Origin of the sequence: Sphingomonas sorbitolis (genome assembly GCF_036663875.1) — a bacterium.
Classification (GTDB): Bacteria; Pseudomonadota; Alphaproteobacteria; order Sphingomonadales; family Sphingomonadaceae; genus Sphingomonas.
Genome location: NZ_JAXOJS010000001.1, coordinates 342,161 through 361,753 on the forward strand (window position 1 = coordinate 342,161; position 19,593 = coordinate 361,753).

At 65.7% G+C, this 19,593-nt stretch carries 18 protein-coding genes and 2 tRNA genes; 13 read left to right on the top strand and 7 right to left on the bottom strand.

Annotated features, from left to right (window positions below):
- Window positions 1–41: 41 nt before the first annotated feature.
- Complete coding sequence (locus U1763_RS01340) at window positions 42–1,049, top strand: zinc-dependent alcohol dehydrogenase family protein (protein ID WP_332753781.1); 1,008 nt, start codon at window positions 42–44, stop codon at window positions 1,047–1,049.
- Between the two features lie 57 nt (window positions 1,050–1,106).
- On the opposite strand, the gene U1763_RS01345 is transcribed toward U1763_RS01340, so the two are convergent.
- Window positions 1,107–1,183 (bottom strand) — tRNA-Pro (locus tag U1763_RS01345).
- Window positions 1,184–1,352: 169 nt separating this feature from the next.
- On the opposite strand from U1763_RS01345, the gene U1763_RS01350 reads away from it, so the two are divergent.
- The 6 genes from U1763_RS01350 to U1763_RS01375 all read left to right on the top strand — a co-directional run bounded on the left by U1763_RS01350 (window position 1,353) and on the right by U1763_RS01375 (window position 7,818).
- Entirely contained in the window at window positions 1,353–2,396 is a 1,044-nt protein-coding gene (locus U1763_RS01350) for a lytic murein transglycosylase (RefSeq protein ID WP_332753782.1), read from the top strand.
- A 99-nt stretch (window positions 2,397–2,495) separates the two neighbouring features.
- Window positions 2,496–3,659: a D-alanyl-D-alanine carboxypeptidase family protein gene (locus U1763_RS01355; RefSeq protein ID WP_332753783.1), complete on the top strand. Its 1,164-nt coding sequence runs from the start codon at window positions 2,496–2,498 to the stop codon at window positions 3,657–3,659.
- 28 nt (window positions 3,660–3,687) lie between these two features.
- Window positions 3,688–4,665, top strand: coding sequence for a DNA polymerase III delta subunit-related protein (locus U1763_RS01360; RefSeq protein ID WP_332753784.1), 978 nt, complete (start codon window positions 3,688–3,690; stop codon window positions 4,663–4,665).
- A 50-nt stretch (window positions 4,666–4,715) separates the two neighbouring features.
- Window positions 4,716–6,263: a methionine--tRNA ligase gene (gene metG, locus U1763_RS01365; protein WP_332753785.1), complete on the top strand. Its 1,548-nt coding sequence runs from the start codon at window positions 4,716–4,718 to the stop codon at window positions 6,261–6,263.
- On the top strand, window positions 6,263–7,057 hold the full coding sequence (locus U1763_RS01370) for a TatD family hydrolase (protein ID WP_332753786.1): 795 nt from the start codon (window positions 6,263–6,265) through the stop codon (window positions 7,055–7,057). Before metG ends, U1763_RS01370 begins: the two co-directional genes overlap by 1 nt.
- Window positions 7,054–7,818: an MBL fold metallo-hydrolase gene (locus U1763_RS01375; RefSeq protein WP_332753787.1), complete on the top strand. Its 765-nt coding sequence runs from the start codon at window positions 7,054–7,056 to the stop codon at window positions 7,816–7,818. Before U1763_RS01370 ends, U1763_RS01375 begins: the two co-directional genes overlap by 4 nt.
- Window positions 7,819–7,843: 25 nt before the next feature.
- On the opposite strand, the gene U1763_RS01380 is transcribed toward U1763_RS01375, so the two are convergent.
- Complete coding sequence (locus U1763_RS01380) at window positions 7,844–10,261, bottom strand: TonB-dependent receptor domain-containing protein (protein WP_332753788.1); 2,418 nt, start codon at window positions 10,259–10,261, stop codon at window positions 7,844–7,846.
- A 328-nt stretch (window positions 10,262–10,589) separates the two neighbouring features.
- Between U1763_RS01380 and poxB the strand changes: the two genes are divergently transcribed.
- The gene (gene poxB / locus U1763_RS01385; protein WP_332753789.1) at window positions 10,590–12,329 is read left to right on the top strand and encodes a ubiquinone-dependent pyruvate dehydrogenase; all 1,740 of its coding nucleotides are present in this window, start codon (window positions 10,590–10,592) and stop codon (window positions 12,327–12,329) included.
- Between the two features lie 48 nt (window positions 12,330–12,377).
- Here poxB and U1763_RS01390 read toward each other — a convergent pair whose 3' ends face one another.
- A complete protein-coding gene (locus tag U1763_RS01390) occupies window positions 12,378–12,893 on the bottom strand; it encodes a Ros/MucR family transcriptional regulator (RefSeq protein WP_132734119.1) in 516 nt (171 codons plus the stop codon).
- Between the two features lie 139 nt (window positions 12,894–13,032).
- On the bottom strand, window positions 13,033–13,236 hold the full coding sequence (locus U1763_RS01395) for a DUF5818 domain-containing protein (protein WP_332753790.1): 204 nt from the start codon (window positions 13,234–13,236) through the stop codon (window positions 13,033–13,035).
- 133 nt (window positions 13,237–13,369) lie between these two features.
- On the opposite strand from U1763_RS01395, the gene U1763_RS01400 reads away from it, so the two are divergent.
- Complete coding sequence (locus tag U1763_RS01400; protein WP_332753791.1) at window positions 13,370–14,008, top strand: glutathione S-transferase; 639 nt, start codon at window positions 13,370–13,372, stop codon at window positions 14,006–14,008.
- A gap of 8 nt (window positions 14,009–14,016) precedes the next feature.
- Here U1763_RS01400 and U1763_RS01405 read toward each other — a convergent pair.
- A tRNA-Ser gene (locus U1763_RS01405) sits at window positions 14,017–14,106 on the bottom strand.
- Window positions 14,107–14,224: 118 nt separating this feature from the next.
- Between U1763_RS01405 and U1763_RS01410 the strand changes: the two genes are divergently transcribed.
- The gene (locus U1763_RS01410) at window positions 14,225–14,491 is read left to right on the top strand and encodes a hypothetical protein (RefSeq protein ID WP_132734113.1); all 267 of its coding nucleotides are present in this window, start codon (window positions 14,225–14,227) and stop codon (window positions 14,489–14,491) included.
- Between the two features lie 33 nt (window positions 14,492–14,524).
- Here the strand turns inward: U1763_RS01410 and U1763_RS01415 are convergent, their stop codons facing one another.
- The gene (locus tag U1763_RS01415; protein ID WP_165886423.1) at window positions 14,525–14,677 is read right to left on the bottom strand and encodes a hypothetical protein; all 153 of its coding nucleotides are present in this window, start codon (window positions 14,675–14,677) and stop codon (window positions 14,525–14,527) included.
- A gap of 171 nt (window positions 14,678–14,848) precedes the next feature.
- Here U1763_RS01415 and U1763_RS01420 point away from each other — a divergent pair, with 171 nt between their 5' ends.
- From U1763_RS01420 to U1763_RS01430, 3 genes are read left to right on the top strand one after another with little or no spacing between them, the layout of a single operon-like run.
- Window positions 14,849–15,640: a glucose 1-dehydrogenase gene (locus tag U1763_RS01420; protein ID WP_332753792.1), complete on the top strand. Its 792-nt coding sequence runs from the start codon at window positions 14,849–14,851 to the stop codon at window positions 15,638–15,640.
- A complete protein-coding gene (locus U1763_RS01425) occupies window positions 15,633–17,468 on the top strand; it encodes a glycoside hydrolase family 15 protein (protein ID WP_332753793.1) in 1,836 nt (611 codons plus the stop codon). The genes U1763_RS01420 and U1763_RS01425 overlap by 8 nt, the downstream gene beginning before the upstream one ends.
- Window positions 17,469–17,496: 28 nt before the next feature.
- Entirely contained in the window at window positions 17,497–18,300 is an 804-nt protein-coding gene (locus tag U1763_RS01430) for an SDR family NAD(P)-dependent oxidoreductase (protein ID WP_332753794.1), read from the top strand.
- Window positions 18,301–18,479: 179 nt separating this feature from the next.
- Here U1763_RS01430 and U1763_RS01435 read toward each other — a convergent pair whose 3' ends face one another.
- On the bottom strand, window positions 18,480–19,583 hold the full coding sequence (locus U1763_RS01435) for an NADH:flavin oxidoreductase/NADH oxidase (RefSeq protein WP_332753795.1): 1,104 nt from the start codon (window positions 19,581–19,583) through the stop codon (window positions 18,480–18,482).
- Between the last annotated feature and the right edge of the window lie 10 nt (window positions 19,584–19,593).

Genomic DNA, 19,593 nt, shown 5'->3' on the forward strand with positions numbered 1-19,593 from the left:
GGGGGACCGGGGCGTTGTGATCCGCAGATGAGGAGTTTGCGATGAAGGTCATAACGCTGCGGTCCCCGGTGGGCCTCGATACGCTCCGGTCGGACGAGCGCGCCGATCCGGGCGATCCCGGCCCCGGCATGATCCGGGTGGCGATCCACGGCAGTTCGCTCAATTTCCACGATCTCGGCGTCGTCACTGGCAAGATGCCGAGCGAGGACGGCCGTGTGCCGTTGTCCGACGGGGCCGGCATCGTCGAGCGCGTCGGTGACGGCGTGACCGAGTTCGCGGTCGGTGATCACGTCGTGTCGTGCTTCTTCCCCGATTGGCAGGCCGGTCCGCCGACGATCGGCGACTTCAGCCGCACGCCGGGCGATGGAATCGACGGGTTCGCGCAAGAGCATGTCGTCCTCCCCGCGACCGCGTTTACGCTCGCGCCGCGCGGCTATGACTCGGTCGAGGCGGCGACGATCACGACTGCGGGGCTCACCGCGTGGCGCGCGCTGGTCGTCGACGGCGGGTTGAAGGCGGGCGACACGGTGTTGCTGCTCGGCACCGGCGGCGTCTCGATCTGGGCATTGCAGATCGCCAAGGCGATGGGCGCGATCGTCGCGATCACCTCATCGTCGGATGCCAAGCTGGCGCGAGCCAAGGCGCTCGGTGCGGACTTCACGCTCAACTACCGCGAGAACCAGGATTGGGGCCACAAGGTCGCCGCGTGGACCGGTGGCCGCGGGGTCGATCACGTGGTCGAGGTCGGTGGACCGGCGACGCTGGCGCAATCGATCGCGGCGGTACGGATCGGTGGACATATTTCGCTGATCGGCGTGCTGACGGGGCGTGGCGGCGACGTGCCGACCGCGGCATTGATGGCGAAGCAGGCGCGGCTGCAAGGGCTGATCGTCGGCAGTCGCGCCGATCAACAGGCGTTCGTCCGCGCGCTCGACGCGACCGGCATCCGTCCGGTCATCGATCGTCGCTTCTCGCTCGACACGCTCGCGGACGCCTTCGCGTTCGAGACGAGCGGCGAGCATTTCGGCAAGATCGGTGTCGAATGGTGAGGGTGTCGGTGTAAAGACCGATATCCATACCGGTGCGGTCGAAACCGCACCGGCAGATGGTCGGGGAGACAGGATTCGAACCTGCGACCCCCTGGTCCCAAACCAGGTGCGCTACCAGCCTGCGCCACTCCCCGACTGCGACGGCCCTTAGCCGCAGCCTTCGCCGGATGGCAAGCGGCTTCGTGTTCTTCGTGATGAAAGACCGAGGGCAAAGCATCACGGAAGATGGCGGTACGGTCGTGCGTGCGCCCGGTGCGACGATGCGAGGTTCCGATCGCGGCACGTCTGTGGCAGAGCCTTCGAATGGGTGGGACATCGAAAACCGTGCGGCTGCGCAATCTCGTGATCGGCGTCGTCGCCATGCTGGCCGGCAGCAGTCCGGCACGGGCGCAGGACGATGCCGGGTTTCAGGCCTATATGATCGCGCTCCGGCAGCAGGCGCTTGCCGAGGGGGTCAGCACGCGGACCGCGGATGCGGTGTTTCCCGGCCTGACGCTCAACCAGCGGGTGATCGATCTCGATCGCCAGCAGCCGGGGGCTTCCAACCCCAGCGCGGTGCCGGCGTTCGCACCGTATCGGACGCAGCATGTCGATGCGGCGCGGATCGCGCGCGGTCGCCAGACCTATCAGGCGCAGCGCTCGCGGTTGCAGCGGATCGAGCAGACGACGGGCGTGCCCGAATCGATCATGGTCGCGATCTGGGGGCATGAGACGAATTACGGTAGCTATACCGGCAATTTCGATCTGCTCCGCTCGCTCGCCAGCCTTGCCTATGAAGGCCGGCGGCGATCGCTGTTCGCGGGCGAGTTCATCGCCGGGCTGAAAATGCTCGATCGCGGCGTGACGCGCGACCAGCTGAAGGGGAGCTGGGCAGGGGCGACCGGCAACCCGCAATTCCTGCCGTCGATCTATCTGCGTCTGGCGCGCGACGGCGATGGCGACGGCCGTGCGGATATCTGGAACAGCCCGGCGGACACGCTGGCGTCGATCGGCAATTATTTCGTCGATGCGGGCTGGCGTGCGGGTCAGCCCTGGGGTGTCGCGGTCAACGTGCCCGCGGGGTTCGACCGGTCGCAGGTGCGTAACCGGCTCGTCTCGCCGCGCTGCCCGCGCGTGTTCGAGCGGCATAGCGGCTGGCGGACGATCGCCGAATGGCGTGCGCTGGGGATCTCGCCGCAGGGTCGCGGCCTGCCCGCGGACAGCGTGATGGCGACGTTGCTCGAGCCGGACGGGCAGGGGGCGACCGCGTATCTGCTGACCAGCAACTACCGCGTGATCCTCGATTACAACTGCTCGAATTTCTACGCGCTGTCGGTCGGGCTGCTTGCCGACGCTGTCGAACGCTAGGAATTTGCGCGCAACGGATACGTGACGCGGTCGCCGGGCGCGGCTATGACCTGCATCACATCCTGCCCACGGACCGCCCTTTTGCTCACGGAATACCCCATGAAGAAGCTGATCGTCGCACCGCTCGTCGCCATTGCGCTGGCGCACCCGTCCATCGCCGCCGCGCCGCAGTTCCAGACCGCGGCGCCGATCGCCTATATGGAGGACCTCTCGTCGGGCGCCGTGCTGTTCGCGCGCGATGCGGATCGCCGCATGCCGCCGGCCTCGCTCGCCAAGATGATGACCGTCTATGTCGCGTTCGACATGGTCAAGAAGGGCGAGTTGAAGCTCGACCAGATGATGCCGGTACGTCCCGAGACCTGGGCGAAATGGCATGGTCCGTCCGCGGGTTCGACGATGTTCCTGTCGTCGGGTGAGAACGTCAGCGTTGCCAATCTGCTGTACGGGATCGTCACGCTGTCGGGCAATGACGCGTGCATCGTGCTCGCCGAGGGCATCTCGGGGTCGGAGCAGGCGTTCACCGAGCGGATGAACCGCAAGGCCGCCGAACTGGGGCTCAAGGACAGCCATTTCGGCACCGCGAACGGCTGGCCCGACAACGGCGTCACCTATGTCACCGCGCACGATCTCGCCAAGCTCGCCGCGGCGACAATCACCAACTATCCCGATCTTTACAAGCAATTCTATTCGAAGCGTGACTTCACCTGGGGCAAGACGATGGGCGGCAGCGCCATCACCCAGGCGAACCGCGATCCGATCCTCGGTCGCGTCGCTGGTGCCGATGGCCTGAAGACCGGCCACACCGAGGAGGCCGGCTATGGCTTCACCGGCTCCGCGATCCAGAACGGCCGTCGCCTGGTGATGGTCGTCGCTGGCCTGACGAGCGCGGGCCAGCGTGCGGAAGAGTCGGTGCGGTTCATGGAATGGGGCTTCCGTGCGTGGCAGTCGAAGCCGATCGTCGCGAAGGGCAAGAAGGTTGAGACCGCAGCCGTCCAGATGGGCGACAGCGCGTCGGTCGGCCTCGTCGCACCCAAGGCGCTGACCGTGACGTTGCCCGCCGGCACCTCGCCGACCATGACCGCGAAGGTCGTCTATCAGGGGCCGATCAAGGCGCCGATCAAGGCGGGCCAGCATGTCGCCGATCTCGTCGTGACGACCTCGGACGGTCTCCAGCAGACGATGCCGCTGGTCGCCGAGAAGGACGTTGCGGTCGCCGGCTTCTTCGGGCGTGCATGGGCAGGACTGACCGGCTTTTTCGGCTGATGACCGCGGCGCCGACGGCGTTGCCGGCATGACGCCAATCATCGGCAACTCCGCCGCGCAGGCCGCCTTCATGGCGGCGATGCGCGGCGGGTCGTTGCATCACGCATGGCTGATCGCCGGACCGCAGGGTGTCGGCAAGGCGAGTTTCGCGCGCGCCGCAGCCATGCGGATGCTGGCGGATGCGGCCGATCCCGATGGCGGGTCGACCGGGTTGGAGGTTCCCGAGGGGAACCGGACGCGGTCGCTGATGGAGGCCGGGTCGCATCCTGATTTCCGCGTGCTTGCGCGACTGCCGAAAGATCCGGAGAAGCCCGACCAGGATCTCGCGCGCAGCATCACGATCGCGCAGGTGCGGACGCTGCAACCGCTGTTCGCGACGACGCCGTCGATGAGCCCGCGGCGCGTCGTGGTGATCGACGCGATCGACGATCTGGAGCGGGGCGGGGCGAATGCGCTGCTCAAGAACCTCGAGGAACCGCCGGCCGGGACGATATTCCTGTTGGTCAGTCATGCGCCGGGACGGTTGCTGCCGACGATCCGCTCGCGCTGCCGGTTGTTGCGGTTCGAGGCGCTCTCGGACGGCGAGGTCGCGACCGCGATCCGGACGTTGCAGCCCGATGCGGACGAGGGCGAGGTTGCCGCGCTGGTTCGCGCGAGCGACGGCGCGCCCGGCCGCGCGCTGCGGTATGCCGGGCTCGACATCGCGGCGATCGACGATGCCATTGCCGCGATCGCGCAGGACGGCGACCGCGACAACGGGCGCCGACTGAAGCTTGCCAAGGCGCTTGGGCTCAAGGCAGCGCAACCGCGGTACGAGGCATTTCTCGACCGTGCGCCCGCATTCATCGCCGACGCCGCGCGGACGCGGTCGGGGCCAGCGCTCCGGTCCGCACTCGACGCGCACGCCGCGGCACGCGACCTCGCGGGCGCGGCGATCGGCTTGTCGCTCGATGCGCAGGCGACCGTGTTCGAGATGGCGGGGATCGTCGCGACATTACGCCAGTGATCGGGCCGCACAGGCTTCACCTCACCGGGGCGATGCTCTAGGAGCGCGGCATGGCCGATCCTTTCTATATCACCACCGCAATCCACTATCCCAACGGCCGTCCGCATATCGGTCACGCCTACGAGATGGTCGCCGCCGACGCGATCGCGCGTTTCCAGCGCCAGGCGGGCCGCGACGTGCTCTTCCAGACCGGAACCGACGAGCATGGTCTCAAGATGGTCCAGGCCGCGCGCGACCGGGACATGCCCGTGCGCGACCTCGCCAATGAAATGTCGTCGTATTTCCATGCGATGGCCGACCGTCTTGGCATCTCGTATGACCGCTTCATCCGCACCGTCGACGAGGATCATTATGCCGCGAGCTCGGCGATCTGGCAGGCGATGGCGGATGCGGGCGATCTGTATCTCGATCGCTACGAGGGCTGGTATTCGGTCCGCGACGAGGCATTCTACGACGAATCCGAACTGACCGGGGAGGGCGACGATCGCCGCTCGCCGCAAGGCACCCCGGTCGAGTGGACCGCGGAGGAGACGTGGTTCTTCCGCCTGTCGAAATATCAGCAGCCGCTCCTTGATCTCTACGCGGCCAACCCCGATTTCATCCGGCCCGAAAGCCGTCGCAACGAGGTGATGCGCTTCGTCGAGGGGGGCCTGAAGGATCTGTCGGTCTCGCGCACCAGCTTCGACTGGGGCGTGCCGGTGCCGGGCAGTCCGGGGCACGTCATGTATGTGTGGGTCGATGCGCTTACCAATTACCTGACCGGGATCGGCTATCCCGACATGACCGGCGACAAGGCAAAATACTGGCCGGCGGATATCCATCTGATCGGCAAGGACATCGTCCGTTTCCACGCGGTCTACTGGCCGGCGTTCCTGCTGTCGGCGGGCATCCCGCTGCCCAAGAGCGTGTTCGGCCACGGCTTCCTGCTCACCCGCGGCGAGAAAATGTCGAAGTCGGTCGGCAACGTGGTCGATCCGATGGCGCTCGCGGATGCCTACGGCGTCGATGCGCTGCGCTATTTCTTCCTCCGCGAGGTCAGCTTCGGGCAGGACGGCAGCTACTCCCCCGAGGCGATCGTGATGCGCGTGAATGCTGAGCTGGCGAACAGCTTCGGCAACCTTGCGCAGCGCACCTTGTCGTTCATCGCCAAGAACTTGGGTGGCGAGTTTCCCACCGCGGGTACGGTCCAGGATGCCGACGGGATACTGATCGAGGAGGTCGTCGTCGCCTGCGCCGGGTTCAAGTCGGGCTTCACCGATCTCGCGCTGTCGCAGGGCATCGAGGCGTGGATGCGCGGCGTGTTCGCCTGCAACCAGTATATCGACGTGCAGGCGCCCTGGGCGTTGCGCAAGACCGATCCCGAGCGGATGAACGCAGTGCTCCGCACGCTAGTCCGCGCAATCCGCATGCTCGCGATCGCGATCCTGCCGGTCGTGCCCGAGTCCGCTGGCAAGGTGCTCGACCAGATCGGCGCGACCGAGCGCGACCATGCCGCGATCGACGATGACGGCTGGTACGACCGGATCGCCGCATCGGACTTCCGGATCGCGCCGCCATCGCCCGTGTTTCCCCGTCTCGAAATACCCGCGGAGGCCTGATGCTCGCCGACAGCCATTGCCACCTGAACTACAAGGGCCTCGTCGAGGACCAGCAGGCGGTCCTTGCGCGCGCTCGGGCCCGCGGCGTGACGGCGATGCTCAACATCTCGACGCGTGAGAGCGAGTGGGACGATATCGTCGCCACCGCCGAGCGCGAGCCGGACGTGTGGGCGACGATCGGTATCCATCCCAACGAGGCGGATACCTATCCGGACGTCGACGCGGCCAAGCTGATCGCGCGTGCGGCGCATCCGCGCGTCGTCGGGCTTGGCGAGACTGGACTCGATTACTTCCGTGATACCTCGGACCGCGCGCGCCAGCAGGCGAGCTTCCGCGCGCATATCTCTGCCTCGCGCGAGACCGGGCTGCCGATCGTCGTCCACACCCGCGATGCCGAGGACGATACGGCGGCGATCATGGCGGAGGAGATGGCGAAGGGGGCCTATCCGGGCGTGATCCACTGCTTCACCGCGAGCGGAGCTTTTGCCGACAAGGCGTTGGATATGGGACTTTATATCTCGATTTCGGGGATCGTGACGTTCAAGAACGCGCGTGACCTCCAGGAAACCGCGGCACGCCTGCCGATCGAGCGGCTGCTGATCGAGACCGACGCGCCGTTCCTCGCGCCGGTGCCGCATCGGGGCAAGACCGGCGAACCCGGCTTCGTCGCGGATACTGCGCAGTTCCTGGCGGATCTGCGCGGCGAAAATGTCGAGGAATTGTCGCGTCGTACCGCGGAGAACTTCCACGCGCTGTTCGCCAAGACGCGAGCGTCGGGAGCCGTCGCAGCATGAAGATCACGATCCTCGGTTCGGGCACATCCTCCGGTGTGCCGAGGATCGGCAACGACTGGGGCGAGTGCGACCCGACCGAACCGCGCAACCGCCGCACCCGCGCCTCCGCGCTGGTCGAGCATGACGGCACCCGGATCCTGATCGACACCAGTCCCGACATGCGCGAGCAGTTGCTGGCGGCTGATATCGACCGGGTCGATGCGATACTCTGGACGCACGACCATGCCGATCATTGCCACGGCATCGACGACGTGCGGCAACTCTTCCACGCGATGGGAACGCCGGTCCGCGGCTATGCGCGGCCGTTCACGCTGGCAGCGCTCGATGCGCGCTTCACCTATGCGTTTCACGGTCGTCCCGGCTATCCACCGACGATCGATGCGGAGGTCTTGCCGGACCGATTGCGGATCGGCGGGATCGACATCCGCGTGACCGATCAGCCGCACGGCAGCATCCACGCTGCCGGCCTGCGCTTCGATGCCGGCGGCACGTCGATCGGATATGCGACCGATTTCAACGTGATGACGGACGATATGGCCAGCCTGTATCAAGATCTGGATATCTGGGTGGTCGATGCACTGCGCCGGCGACCACATCCTACACACATGGAGTTGTCAGCGGTGCTCGGCTGGGTTGACCGCCTGACGCCGAAGCGGACCGCACTAATCCATATGGATAACACGATGGATTACGCGACGTTGCGCGATGAACTGCCCAGCGGGGTCGAGCCCGGCTATGACGGGCTCGTGCTGACCGCCTGACGGTCGCACGAGCCCATCCGCCTACTCAGAAGCCCTTCTTCAGCGACACGAAGAACTGCCGCGGCGCGCCGGCGAGCAAAGTCTGGTTGTCGCCACTTGCGGTGAAGCCGTTCGAGCCGACCGTCGCGATATACTTCTTGTTGGTCAGGTTGGTGACGTTGCCCTCGATCGCGACGCCGTGCAGCGGGCCGTCGCCCTCGAACCGATAGCCGATGCTGGCGTCGACCAGAACGCGGCTCGGCACCGACTGGTCGTTGAGGTAGGTGAAGTAGCGCTTGCTCATATAGTCCGCGCCGACCCGGCCGGTGAAGCCCGACTGTTCGAGCACGATCTCGCCCTTGACCATGTGCTTGGGCGTGTCGACGACGGTATCGCCCTTGCGGACCTGGACCGAGCCCGAGGCGTCGGTGACGGTGTCCTGGTATTCCGCGTTGGTGTAGGAGTAGCTGGCGAACAACGAGAGCGGGCGGAACACGCGGTAATTGGCCGAGACTTCGGCGCCGTAGGTCCGCACGCTACCCGCGTTGTTGAGCGTCGGCGCGTTGCCGAGGATGCCGACGCCGTTCGCAAACGCGAGCAAGCGGTTCGAGAAGTCGACATAATAGCCGACTGCCGATGCCTGGAACGGGCCGCTGTGCAGGCGGACGCCGCCTTCCGCGGTCTTCGAGCGCTCGGGCTTGAGGCGCCCACGGACGGCGTTGAAGCCCGCTTGAGTCGCGGCGAAGGGCCCGGTTGTCGCCGACGAGACGAACGCGCGCATGTTCTCGGTATAGTCCGCGAAGATTTCCGCCGCCGGGGTCAGCTTGAACAGGATGCCCGCCTGTGGCTGGAACCAGTCCTTCGCCGAGATGCGACCGACCGCGAGCGGGGAGGTCGTGTCGGGCAGCATCGTCGCGCTGTTGACGACATAGGCGCCCTTCCACCCGGCGTTGACGATCAGCCGATCGCCGGCGAGCTTCAGCGTATCCTCGACATGATACTGCATCGCATCGGTGCCGTATTTGCCGTCCCACTGCGTTGCATAGGGGTTCTTCTGGAACTCGAGCACGTCGCGGTTCGGGGTCGCACTGTCGGTCATCCCGTAGAAGCGCCGCGCCTGCGTGAAGGTGTTGGTCTCGAGCCAGCCGCCGACCTCGACGGTGTTCGCGCCCGTCTCATAGGCGATGTTGCTGAGCGCCCCGCCGCGCTTGATGCTGTACTCGGTCGTGCGGAAGCCGAGCGGGCTGGGCGCGGTGATCGCGCTGCCGTCCTGGTTCAGCGCACCCGCCGCAGTTGGCGAATAGGGCGTGATCCACGATCCCTGGCCCTTGTTGTCGTGGTAATAGCCGGTCGTGACCATCGTCAGTTCGGGCGTCAGGTTCGCGTTTAGCGTCACGCCACCGAGATAATCGCGCCGCACGCCACCGGCATCGAAATAGGCGTCGTCGACCGTGCCGAACCCGGTCGGGAAGGTCGTGCCGACCCCGGCCCACGGCGCGACGAAGCCGACCGACGAGCCGTTGTTCGCCTTGGTGTAGGAGGCCAGTGCCGCCTGGTTCTGGTAGGTCTTGCCGATCTGCAGCGCGAGCGGGTAGTTATCGGCGATGTTGTCGTTGCGCAGGCCACGACGGCGGATGATGTCGTAGCTCAGATCCTGGTAGTCCTGCTCGCGACGATCCGAGAAGTTCACGAACGCCGACAGGCTGCCGAAGCTGCCTAGATCCTTGACGATCTTGCCGTTCGCCTGGTGTTGGCGCTGGACGCCGTCGCCTTTCCACTTGTCGGTGGTGAGGTAGCCATAGCTCAGATAGCCCTTGAGGCCGCCGCCGAGATCGCCGGTGTCGAGCCGGGCATAGCCGCGATACGTGTTGTCGGAGCCATAGGTGCCGCCGCCCGTGACGTTGAGCGTGTCCCTCGGCTTATCGCTGAAGAACTGGATCGTGCCGCCGAGGTTGCTGGTCGAGGCGGTGCCGAGCGCGCCGGCGCCCTGCGCGACTTCGGTGCGCGCGACGTTCTCGGAGATGATCGCGCGGCTGATGTGGAGGCCGTTGACGTTGCCGTAGCTCATGTCGCCGAGCGGTACGCCGTCGAGCGTGAAGCCAAGCTGGTTCTGGTTGAATCCGCGCAGCGATATGCGGACCGCCCATTCATACGCGCCGAACGGGTCGGACGCCTGGAAATTGACGCCTGGCAGCTTCTCGATCGCCTTCAACGGACTCGAACCGGGGGTGAGCCGCGCGAGGTCGACCGCGCTGACGCTCTGCACCTGGCGACTCTGGCCGAAGCCGAGCACGACGATGTCGGCGGGGGTGCCCTGCGAACCGTCGGCGCCCGCGTTATCGCCCGGCACCGCCTGATCGGCTTGCGCGACCGGAGCCGAAGCATCGGCGGTGGTCTGTGCGACGGCAGGTGCGGCGATCGCGAGCACGGCAACACTGGCGAGAAGGCCGGATAGACGGTTCATAATGGTCCCCTGCGCTGCCATGACGCAGCGCTCTCAGCGCCCATCGACGCGGCAGGTTACCGGGCAGCGACGTTTCAGTGACGGTTTGATGTCTAGCCGGTAATTCCGGGTCGGCCCCTTTCGACAGGTCGATTTAACGATCTCCGCGTGTCCGTTTCGCAACACCTAGGGTCGTCCGGGCGACGCTGGAGATCTTGCGCTAGGTTAGATCCGCGCTCACACGGAACCGATCGCGTCGGCGACGCTTTGCGTTGATGACCACCGCATAGGCCCGTCGACGAGCGGTCACGGAAAAGCCTGCGGGTCATCACATGGGAAACAGCGCGCAATGGCTCATACGATCGCGGATATCATGGCACTCACGCTCGCCGATGCCGGCGTGAAGCGGATCTGGGGGGTTACCGGGGACAGCCTCAACGGGCTCAACGAGACGCTTCGGAAGATGGGCAAGATCGACTGGATGATGACCCGTCACGAGGAGGTGGCCGCCTTCGCCGCGGGCGCCGAAGCCGCGATCACCGGTGAGCTTGCGGTATGTGCGGGCAGTTGTGGGCCGGGCAACCTGCATCTCATCAACGGCCTGTTCGACTGCCACCGGAACCACGTGCCGGTGCTGGCGATCGCCGCGCATATCCCGTCGTCGGAGATCGGCCTCGGCTATTTCCAGGAAACGCATCCGCAGGAACTCTTCCGCGAATGCAGCCACTTCGTCGAGCTTGTTACCAACCCCGCGCAGATGCCCGAGGTGATGCACCGGGCGATGCGCACGGCGATCGGCAAGCGTGGCGTCGCGGTGATCGTCGTTCCGGGCGATGTCGCGCTGCTCGATGCGCCGAAGGGGGCGAGCGGGACATTCCCTCGGCTCAATCCACCGCGGATCGTGCCCAATGCGGGCGATATCGATACGCTGGTGACGTTGCTCGACGAGGCCAAGACGGTGACGATCCTGGCCGGCGCGGGCTGTGCGGGGCAGCATGACGCCGTCGTCGCATTGGCGGACACGCTTGGCGCGCCGGTGGTCCATGCCCTGCGCGGCAAGGAGCATGTCGAGTGGGACAATCCATTCGACGTCGGCATGACCGGCCTGATCGGCTTCTCATCGGGCTATCAGGCGATGGAGAATGGCGACCTGCTGCTGATGCTCGGCACCGACTTTCCGTATCGCAATTTCTATCCGAAGGACGCGAAGATCGTCCAGGTCGACCGCGATCCGTCGCAGCTCGGCAAGCGTGCGCCGTTGGCACTCGGGATCGTCGGCGATGTCGGCGAGACGCTGGCCGCGCTGTTGCCGCGGTTGACGCGACGGACCGATCGCACCTTCATCGAGGCGGCGCGCAAACATTATGCCAGCGCTCGCAAGGGGCTCGACGATCTCGCGACGCCGTCCAAGCCGGGGCGCCCGATCCATCCGCAATATCTCGCCAAGGTCTTGAGCGATCTGGCGGCGGACGACGCGATCATCTCCGCTGATGTCGGCACGCCGACCGCTTGGGCGTGTCGCTACATCACCGTCAACGGCCAGCGTCGGCTGCTGTTCTCCGCCAATCACGGATCGATGGCGAACGCGCTGGCGCAGGCGATCGGCGCGCAGGCGGCCTGTCCGGGTCGTCAGGTGATCTCGCTGTCGGGCGATGGCGGGTTCGCGATGTCGATGGGCGACCTGCTGACGCTGAAGCAGCTCAATCTGCCGGTGAAGATCGTGATCGTCGACAATGGCGAACTCGGCTTCGTCGCGCTCGAGCAGAAGGCCGGCGGCTTCCTCGACGTGAACGTGAAGCTGGAGAACCCGGATTTCGCGATGATCGCGCAGGCTTCGGGGATCCTCGGGATTAACGTCACCGAGTCGGCGGATCTCGAAAGCGCGTTGCGCGAGGCCTTGGCGCATGACGGTCCGGCGCTCGTGTCGGTAAAGACGGCGTCCTACGAACTGCTGATGCCGCCATCGATCAAGGCGGAGCAGGCGAAGGGCTTCAGCCTGTACATGGCCAAGGCGATCCTCAACGGGCGCGGCGACGAAGTCGTCGAACTGGCCAAGACCAACTTGCGGCTGGCTTTGCCCGGCGTGTAGGCGATCCCGACCGATGCGGGGAAGATCAGCGATCTTCCCCGCGTACGATCACTCTTCGTTGCCGAGCGTCTTCTTGGCAGCATCGAGTGCAGCCTTGCCGCTCTTGCGGACCGTCTTGACCGCGGAGTCGGCAGCCTTCTCGACGGTGCTGCCAGCCTTGCGGCCCAGACCGATCGACTTCGCCATCGCGCGACGCGCTTCCGAATAGTTCGCGGCGACCATCGGATAGTCGGGCTTGAGGTTGAACCGCTCGCGGTACTGCTCGGGGGTCAGGCCGTTGGTGGTGAGGTGGCGGCGCAGCGTCTTGTACTTCTTGCCGTCGAGCATCGAGATGATGTGATCGGGCGAAGCAAGCGACTTGCGCGCCGTGACGGCGGGCTCGTAGTTCTGCGCGGGGGCGGCCTCAACATCGGTATCGGTGCCATCGGTCAGCTTGACCACGGCAGCATGCATCGAGAGCAGAAACGCAGGAACGTCGTCGGCCGACGTACGAGTGTTCGGATTCGCGAGCCACGCTGCGGTCAGTTCCGCGGCCAGTTCAACGGCGTTCAATGTATCGGTCACACTCGGTCCTTGTCTCTACGGCCCCCCGGCGGGGGCGTGACTACAACGTGCGCAACAGAATGAAAAGACACGACGTTATGAAATAATCGACACTATTCGGGACAAAATTTGGCGACGAAATTCTTTCGATCAGTGACGATCACGCGCTCGATACACCGTCGACGCAGATCAAATCCGGCGCAATTTCCACCCCGATTATACGGACTCGTTTCTGGACATGATCGACCGGCATACGGCCGAGTTGGAGATGGTATCGACCACCGGAATCACGCTGCAATAGAAATGCACCGCCCTCCCGGATCAGCGTTCCTGTTTCGTCTACCGGGTTGCCTGGCTGTATCATTCGACGACAACGCGCGGCTTCTCATGTAGATCATTGGTCGATTGGTGCACGGCGATCAGGACCGGCTGGCGGGGACCGACGGGCCCGCAGAGCGACGGTGATCATGCCCGCCAGATCAGGTACACGCTGGCAGATGACCGCACCGATCCTGTACAGCTTCCGCCGCTGCCCCTTTGCGATGCGCGCACGCCTCGCGCTGCTGATCGCCGGAGTGGAGGTCGAACTTCGCGAAGTGGCGTTACGGGCCAAGCCGGCGGCAATGCTCGCGGTATCGGCCAAGGCTACGGTTCCGGTGCTGGTGCTGCCAGACGGCCGGGTTATCGACGAGAGCCTCGATATCATGCGATGGGCATCGGTCGAAAGCGGTGACGCCGGTTGGATGACGCCCGACGACGCGGCGCGGGTTGCCGACAACGACGGGGCGTTCAAGCACCATCTGGATCGCTACAAATATGCCGATCGGTATCCCGACGATCCGACCGACCACCGGGCCGAGGCGAACCGGTTCCTACAACGGCTCGATGCCCGGCTTGGCAGAAGCTCGGCGTTGGGCGGGGAACGGCGATCGACCGTCGATCTCGCGATACTCCCGTTCGTCCGGCAGTTCGCCGAAACCGACCGGGCGTATTTCGACGCGCTGCCGTTTGCCGATCTGCAACGCTGGCTGGCCGATTTCCTGAGCTCGCCGCTATTCGCGCGCGCGATGGTCCGGTTTGTGCCCTGGCAACCCGATCATCCGGCGATCGTGTTTCCCGCGCGGTCTTCCGGATAATGCTGACTTGGCGGAAGAGGTGGGATTCGAACCCACGGAGGGCTTGCACCCTCGCTGGTTTTCAAGACCAGTTCCTTAAACCACTCGGACACTCTTCCAAGTCAGTCGGTGAGCGCATCTAGGCGGTGCACGGTCGGTTCGCAACACCTGCGCTATCTGGGCAGGCGAGCGGCTCTACGTGTTGCGCGAAGGCAGCGCCGACGGCATGACGATCGCATGGACCTCGACGCAATCTCGCATCATTTTTTCGGCACGACCGATATCGACACCCTCGATCCCGATGCACTGCAGGCAGGGCGGGACCGCCTCTCGCTCGCATTCGGGACCGAGCGGGAGTCGGGGCGGCGGTTTGCGTTATGGACCGTTCTTCGCGCGACTGGCGAGGCGCCTGCGCCGCACCTCGCCTTCAAGGATCCACGCGAACGGCGTGCGGCGGAGATGTATGCAAGCATGTTGAGCCAGTCCGACGAGGCGGACGACTGAGGGGCGGACGACTGATAAGGCGGACGACTGGGGTCAGGCTGCTCGACGAGCCTCGAGTGCCTGGTCGATACGCCGGATCAAGTCCGCGATCGGTGGCCGCTCAAAGGCTGGATACTCGATCTCGCAGGGCGCAGGCGCGCGCATCCGGTTGCCGACCAGCGTGAAAATATCCTGTTGGCGTGCCATTGGTCCGATCCCTTCGCTCCCGCGATCATGCCCGCTAACCGTTAACCAAAGGTTGGCGGCAAAACGCCGAGCGGGTTCAGACGCATAGCGCCGGCTGGTCGATGGGGAGCGGAGGGATAAACTTTCGCAGGGGCGCGTTGAGCAGCGATATCCCCCAGCGAAAGATTAGCCATGCACATCGACCTGACGGGCCAGGCCGCGATCGTTACCGGCGCGAGTTCGGGACTCGGCCGCGCCTCCGCCATCGCCTTTGCCAAGGCCGGCGCGAAGGTCGCGGTCAACTACAACAGCAGCGCGGACAAGGCGCGCGAAGTGGTCGAGGCGATCGAGCAGGCGGGCGGCGAAGCGTTCGCGTGCGAAGCCGATACCTCAGACGAGGCTGCGGTGTTGAAACTGTTCGACGAGACGGTCGAGCGTTTCGGCGGCGTCGATATCGTCTTCGCCAATGCCGGCATGCAGAAGGACGCGGCCTATGCCGACCTTACGCTGGAGGACTGGAAACGCGTCATCGACGTCAATCTGACCGGGCAGTTCCTCGTCTCGCGCGAAGCCGTGCGCCGGTTCCGCAAGCAGGGCGACCGCGGGTTCAGCCGGTCGATCGGGCAAATCCTGTTCATGAATTCGGTGCACGAGGTCATCCCCTGGGCAGGCCACGCCAACTACGCCGCGTCGAAGGGCGGCAGCGGGATGTTGATGCGGACGCTCGCGCAGGAGGTCGCCGGCGACCGCATCCGCGTGAACGGCATCGCCCCCGGCGCGATCGCGACCGAGATCAACGAGGACGCGACCGCCGACCAGGACAAGCTGCTCGAGCTGATCCCCTATGGCCGGATCGGCGATCCGGAAGACGTCGCGCGCGCCGCGCTGTTCCTGGTGTCGGACGCTGCGGACTATATCGTCGGTTCGACGCTGACGATCGATGGCGGCATGAGCCTGTATCCCGGCTTCCGCGATAATGGCTGACCTTGGGGATAAGCACGCCATATCGATCGCGGATCACGGCGCGATCGGTAACCTGGAGACGATCGCGCTGGTCGATACGGCGGGCACGATCGACTATCTCTGCTGGCCGTGCCTCGACAGCGCGTCGGTGTTCGCGCGGCTGCTCGACGGCGAGAAGGGCGGCCATTTCTCGGTCGAGCCCGACCTGCCCGATGCGAACATCGTCCAGATGTACCTGCCCGAGACCAACATCCTGCTAACCCGCTGGATGGCGAACGCGGCGAGCGTCGATCTGGTCGACCTGATGCCGGTCGGCAACGATGCCGATGACGCGCCGTCGCGGCTCGTTCGTCGGCTGACCTGCACGCGTGGGTCGGCGACGGTCCGCGTCCGCTGTGCGCCGCGGTTCGACTATGGCGTAATGGGACGCAAGGCCTCGGTCACGACCACCGGCGTCGACGTGTCGCGCGGGCGGTTCGATCACGAGAGCGGCCTCGCGCTGGCGGTTCACGGCGCAGCGACCCTCGTAGCAGATGGCTGCGACCTGACCGCCGAGATCCATCTCAACGAAGGCGACACCGTCTCGCTGATCCTCAGCAACCCCGACGACGTCTCGCTCGATACCGAAGCGCTTGATGCGATCGTCGAGAAGGACATCGCGTATTGGCGCGCGTGGAGCCGCAAGTCGCGCTACCGTGGCCGCTGGCGCGAGACCGTCGAGCGCTCGGCGATGGCGTTGAAGCTGCTGACCTCGCGCAAGCACGGCTCGATCGCCGCCGCGGCGACGTTCGGCCTGCCCGAAGCGCCCGGCGGCGTGCGCAACTGGGATTACCGCGCGACTTGGATCCGCGACTCTTCGTTCACCGTCTACGCCTTGCTGCGACTGGGTTATCAGGGTGAGGCGGTCGGCTTCCTCCACTGGGCGATGGACCGCGCGCAGGCGTGTTCGAAGGGCCATCTCGGCGTCATGTACGCGCTCGACGGCGGTGAGATCGCCGACGAACGCAAGCTCGACCTCGCCGGGTTCGAGGGCGCGACGCCGATCGTCGTCGGCAACGAGGCGAAGGATCAGACGCAGCACGACATCTACGGCGCACTGCTCGACGCGACATATCTCGGCAGCAAATATGGCGAGCCGATCGCGCATGATTCCTGGGTTGCGATCGGGCGGATCGTCGATCAGGTCTGCGAGACGTGGGACACGCCGGACTCTGGCATCTGGGAGGTCCGCGGGCCGAACAAGCATTATCTCCATTCGCGCCTGATGAGCTGGGTCGCGGTCGATCGCGCGGTGCGGCTCGCGCAGAAGCGTTCGCTCCCCGCGCCGCTGGTCCGCTGGTCGGAGACGCGGACGGCGATCCACGACGATATTTGGGCGAACTTCTGGAATGACGATCTCGGCCGCTTCGTCCGCGCGATCGGCGATGCGCCCGAAGATCTGGCGGTGGATGGCGCGCTGCTGATGATGCCGTTGGTCCGCTTCGTCGGCGCGACCGACCCAAAGTGGCTCGCGACGCTGGAGGCGATCGGCGAGGACCTGTCCGACGACGGGCAGGTCTATCGCTACCGGATCGACGACGGCTTGCCGGGGCAGGAGGGGACGTTCGTCGCCTGCTCGTTCTGGTACGTCGAATGTCTCGCACGGGCAGGGCGGCTCGACGAGGCACGGCTGAACTTCGAGAAGCTCCTCGCGCACGGCAACCATCTCGGCCTGTTCGCCGAGGAGATCGCGCAAGACGGCAGCTTCCTTGGCAATTTCCCGCAAGGCTTCAGCCACTTAGCGCTGATCAGCGCGGCCTTCTACCTCGACCGCGCACTCGACAGCGACGGTCCGCGGGAATGGGCATGACCTTTTTCACCGACATAAGGACGACAGCATGAACCTCGATATCGCAGGCAAGATCGCACTCATCACCGGCGCGGACAGCGGCATGGGCAAGGAAACCGCCCGGATGCTGCTCCAGGAAGGCGTCCGCGTCGCGATTACCGACCAACCCGGCGGCGACCTCGACGCCAGTGTCGAGGAGTTGAAGGCACACGGCGAGGTGATCGCGGTCGAGGCCGACCTGACCAAGCTCGAGGACGTGAAGGCGCTGTTCGCCAAGGTCCGCGACCAGCTTGGCGACCCCGATATCCTAGTGAACTGCGCAGGCGTGACGGGCGCGACCGGCGACTTTCTCGACGTCGACGATGCCGGCTGGCAGTCGACGCTCGACATCAACCTGATGGGCGCGGTGCGCGTCTGCCGCGAGGCGATCCCGGCGATGCGCTCCGCGAAATGGGGCCGCATCGTGCTGATGAGCTCGGAGGACGCGGTGCAGCCCTATGTCGACGAACTCGCCTACTGCGCGTCGAAGGCGGGGATTTCGAGCCTGTCGAAGGGGCTGTCGAAGGCCTATGGCTGCGACAATGTCCTTGTGAACACCGTCTCGCCCGCGTTCATCGCGACGCCGATGACCGACAAGATGATGCAGAAGCGCGCCGATGAGAAGGGCATGAGCTTCGACGAGGCTATCGAAACTTTTTTGGAGGAGGAGCGTCCTGGGATGACGCTCAAGCGCCGCGGTAAGGCAGAAGAGGTCGCGTCGGCGATTCTGTTCCTGTGCTCGGAGCGCGCGAGCTTTATCAATGGCGCGAACATCCGCGTGGACTCGGGTTCGGTGATGACTGTCGCTGGCTGAGCGCTCAGGAATCGCCACTCCCCCAGGAGCGGAGCCGAGCAATCCTCCCCCGCCAGGGGGAGGTGGCAGGCACTTGCCTGCCGGAGGGGGAGGCAGGTGCAACCGATGGTGCGTGTTCCTCCCCCTCCGTCGCTTCGCGCCACCTCCCCCTGGCGGGGGAGGATTGCAGGGGCGGCGGGTTACCCCTCGAATAAGTCCTTAAACTGCCTCGGCTGCGACCGCAGATACTGCCGCGGCGCCTTCACCTTACCGCCAAGATGCGCCGCCGCATGCCAGGGCCAGCGCGGATCGTAGAGGATCGTCCGGGCCAGCGCGATCATGTCCGCGTCACCTGTGCCCACGATCGCCTCGGCCTGCTCGAAATCGGTGATCAGCCCGACCGCGACGACCGGGATCGACACCGCCTGCTTCACTGCCCGCGCCAACGGCACCTGATAGCTTGGCCCGACGGGGATCTGTTGCGCCGGCGTGATCCCGCCGCTCGACACGTGGATCGCCGAGCACCCACGCGCTTCGAGCGCCTTCGCGAACGCCACGGTCTGGTCCGAATCCCAGCCGCCCTCGGCCCAGTCCGTCCCCGACACACGCATCGTTACAGCTCGTTCAGCCGGAAACGCCGCGCGCACCGCATCGAACACTTCGAGCGGGAACCGCATCCGGTTTTCGAGACTGCCGCCATACTCGTCCTCGCGCCGGTTCGACAGCGGCGACAGGAACTCGTGCAACAGATACCCATGCGCCGCATGCAACTGCACCGCGTCGATGCCGAGCCGCGCCGCGCGCACCGTCGCCGCCACGAACGCATCGCGCACGCGCGCGAGCCCGTCGGCGTCGAGCGCGACCGGCGCGTTCTCCTCGGGCAGGAACGGGACCGTCGAAGGCCCTTCGGTCTGCCACCCGTTCGGCTCGCTTGGCGCAATCTGGAGTCCGCCCTTCCACGGCACCTCGCACGACGCTTTCCGCCCGGCGTGCGACAACTGGATCGCGATCGGCATGTCCGACCAGCGCCGCACGCTCTCGATCACCACCGCCATCGCCGCCTCGGTCGCATCGTCGTACAGCCCGACATCGCCATGCGTGATCCGCCCCTCGGGCAGCACCGCGCTCGCCTCGATCGTTAACAGCGCCGCGCCCGACAGCGCGAGCTGCCCCAGATGGATCTGGTGCCAGTCGTTCATGCAGCCATTGTTCGCCGAATATTGGCACATCGGCGCGATGACGATCCGGTTGGCCAGCGTGAGGTTGCCGACCTTGAGCGGCTCGAACAGTTTCGGCCCGCTCATGCGAAGATCG

Bases quoted from the DNA above. Each gene is read 5' to 3' on its own strand.
- U1763_RS01435 (WP_332753795.1), bottom strand. From the start codon at position 19,583: ATGAGCGGGCCGAAACTGTTCGAGCCGCTCAAGGTCGGCAACCTCACG.
- U1763_RS01420 (WP_332753792.1), top strand. From the start codon at position 14,849: ATGCACATCGACCTGACGGGCCAGGCCGCGATCGTTACCGGCGCGAGT.
- U1763_RS01430 (WP_332753794.1), top strand. From the start codon at position 17,497: ATGAACCTCGATATCGCAGGCAAGATCGCACTCATCACCGGCGCGGAC.
- U1763_RS01340 (WP_332753781.1), top strand. From the start codon at position 42: ATGAAGGTCATAACGCTGCGGTCCCCGGTGGGCCTCGATACGCTCCGG.
- metG (WP_332753785.1), top strand. From the start codon at position 4,716: ATGGCCGATCCTTTCTATATCACCACCGCAATCCACTATCCCAACGGC.
- U1763_RS01350 (WP_332753782.1), top strand. From the start codon at position 1,353: ATGGGTGGGACATCGAAAACCGTGCGGCTGCGCAATCTCGTGATCGGC.
- U1763_RS01380 (WP_332753788.1), bottom strand. From the start codon at position 10,261: ATGAACCGTCTATCCGGCCTTCTCGCCAGTGTTGCCGTGCTCGCGATC.
- U1763_RS01355 (WP_332753783.1), top strand. From the start codon at position 2,496: ATGAAGAAGCTGATCGTCGCACCGCTCGTCGCCATTGCGCTGGCGCAC.
- U1763_RS01375 (WP_332753787.1), top strand. From the start codon at position 7,054: ATGAAGATCACGATCCTCGGTTCGGGCACATCCTCCGGTGTGCCGAGG.
- U1763_RS01395 (WP_332753790.1), bottom strand. From the start codon at position 13,236: ATGATACAGCCAGGCAACCCGGTAGACGAAACAGGAACGCTGATCCGG.
- poxB (WP_332753789.1), top strand. From the start codon at position 10,590: ATGGCTCATACGATCGCGGATATCATGGCACTCACGCTCGCCGATGCC.
- U1763_RS01370 (WP_332753786.1), top strand. From the start codon at position 6,263: ATGCTCGCCGACAGCCATTGCCACCTGAACTACAAGGGCCTCGTCGAG.
- U1763_RS01415 (WP_165886423.1), bottom strand. From the start codon at position 14,677: ATGGCACGCCAACAGGATATTTTCACGCTGGTCGGCAACCGGATGCGC.
- U1763_RS01410 (WP_132734113.1), top strand. From the start codon at position 14,225: ATGGACCTCGACGCAATCTCGCATCATTTTTTCGGCACGACCGATATC.
- U1763_RS01360 (WP_332753784.1), top strand. From the start codon at position 3,688: ATGACGCCAATCATCGGCAACTCCGCCGCGCAGGCCGCCTTCATGGCG.
- U1763_RS01400 (WP_332753791.1), top strand. From the start codon at position 13,370: ATGACCGCACCGATCCTGTACAGCTTCCGCCGCTGCCCCTTTGCGATG.
- U1763_RS01425 (WP_332753793.1), top strand. From the start codon at position 15,633: ATGGCTGACCTTGGGGATAAGCACGCCATATCGATCGCGGATCACGGC.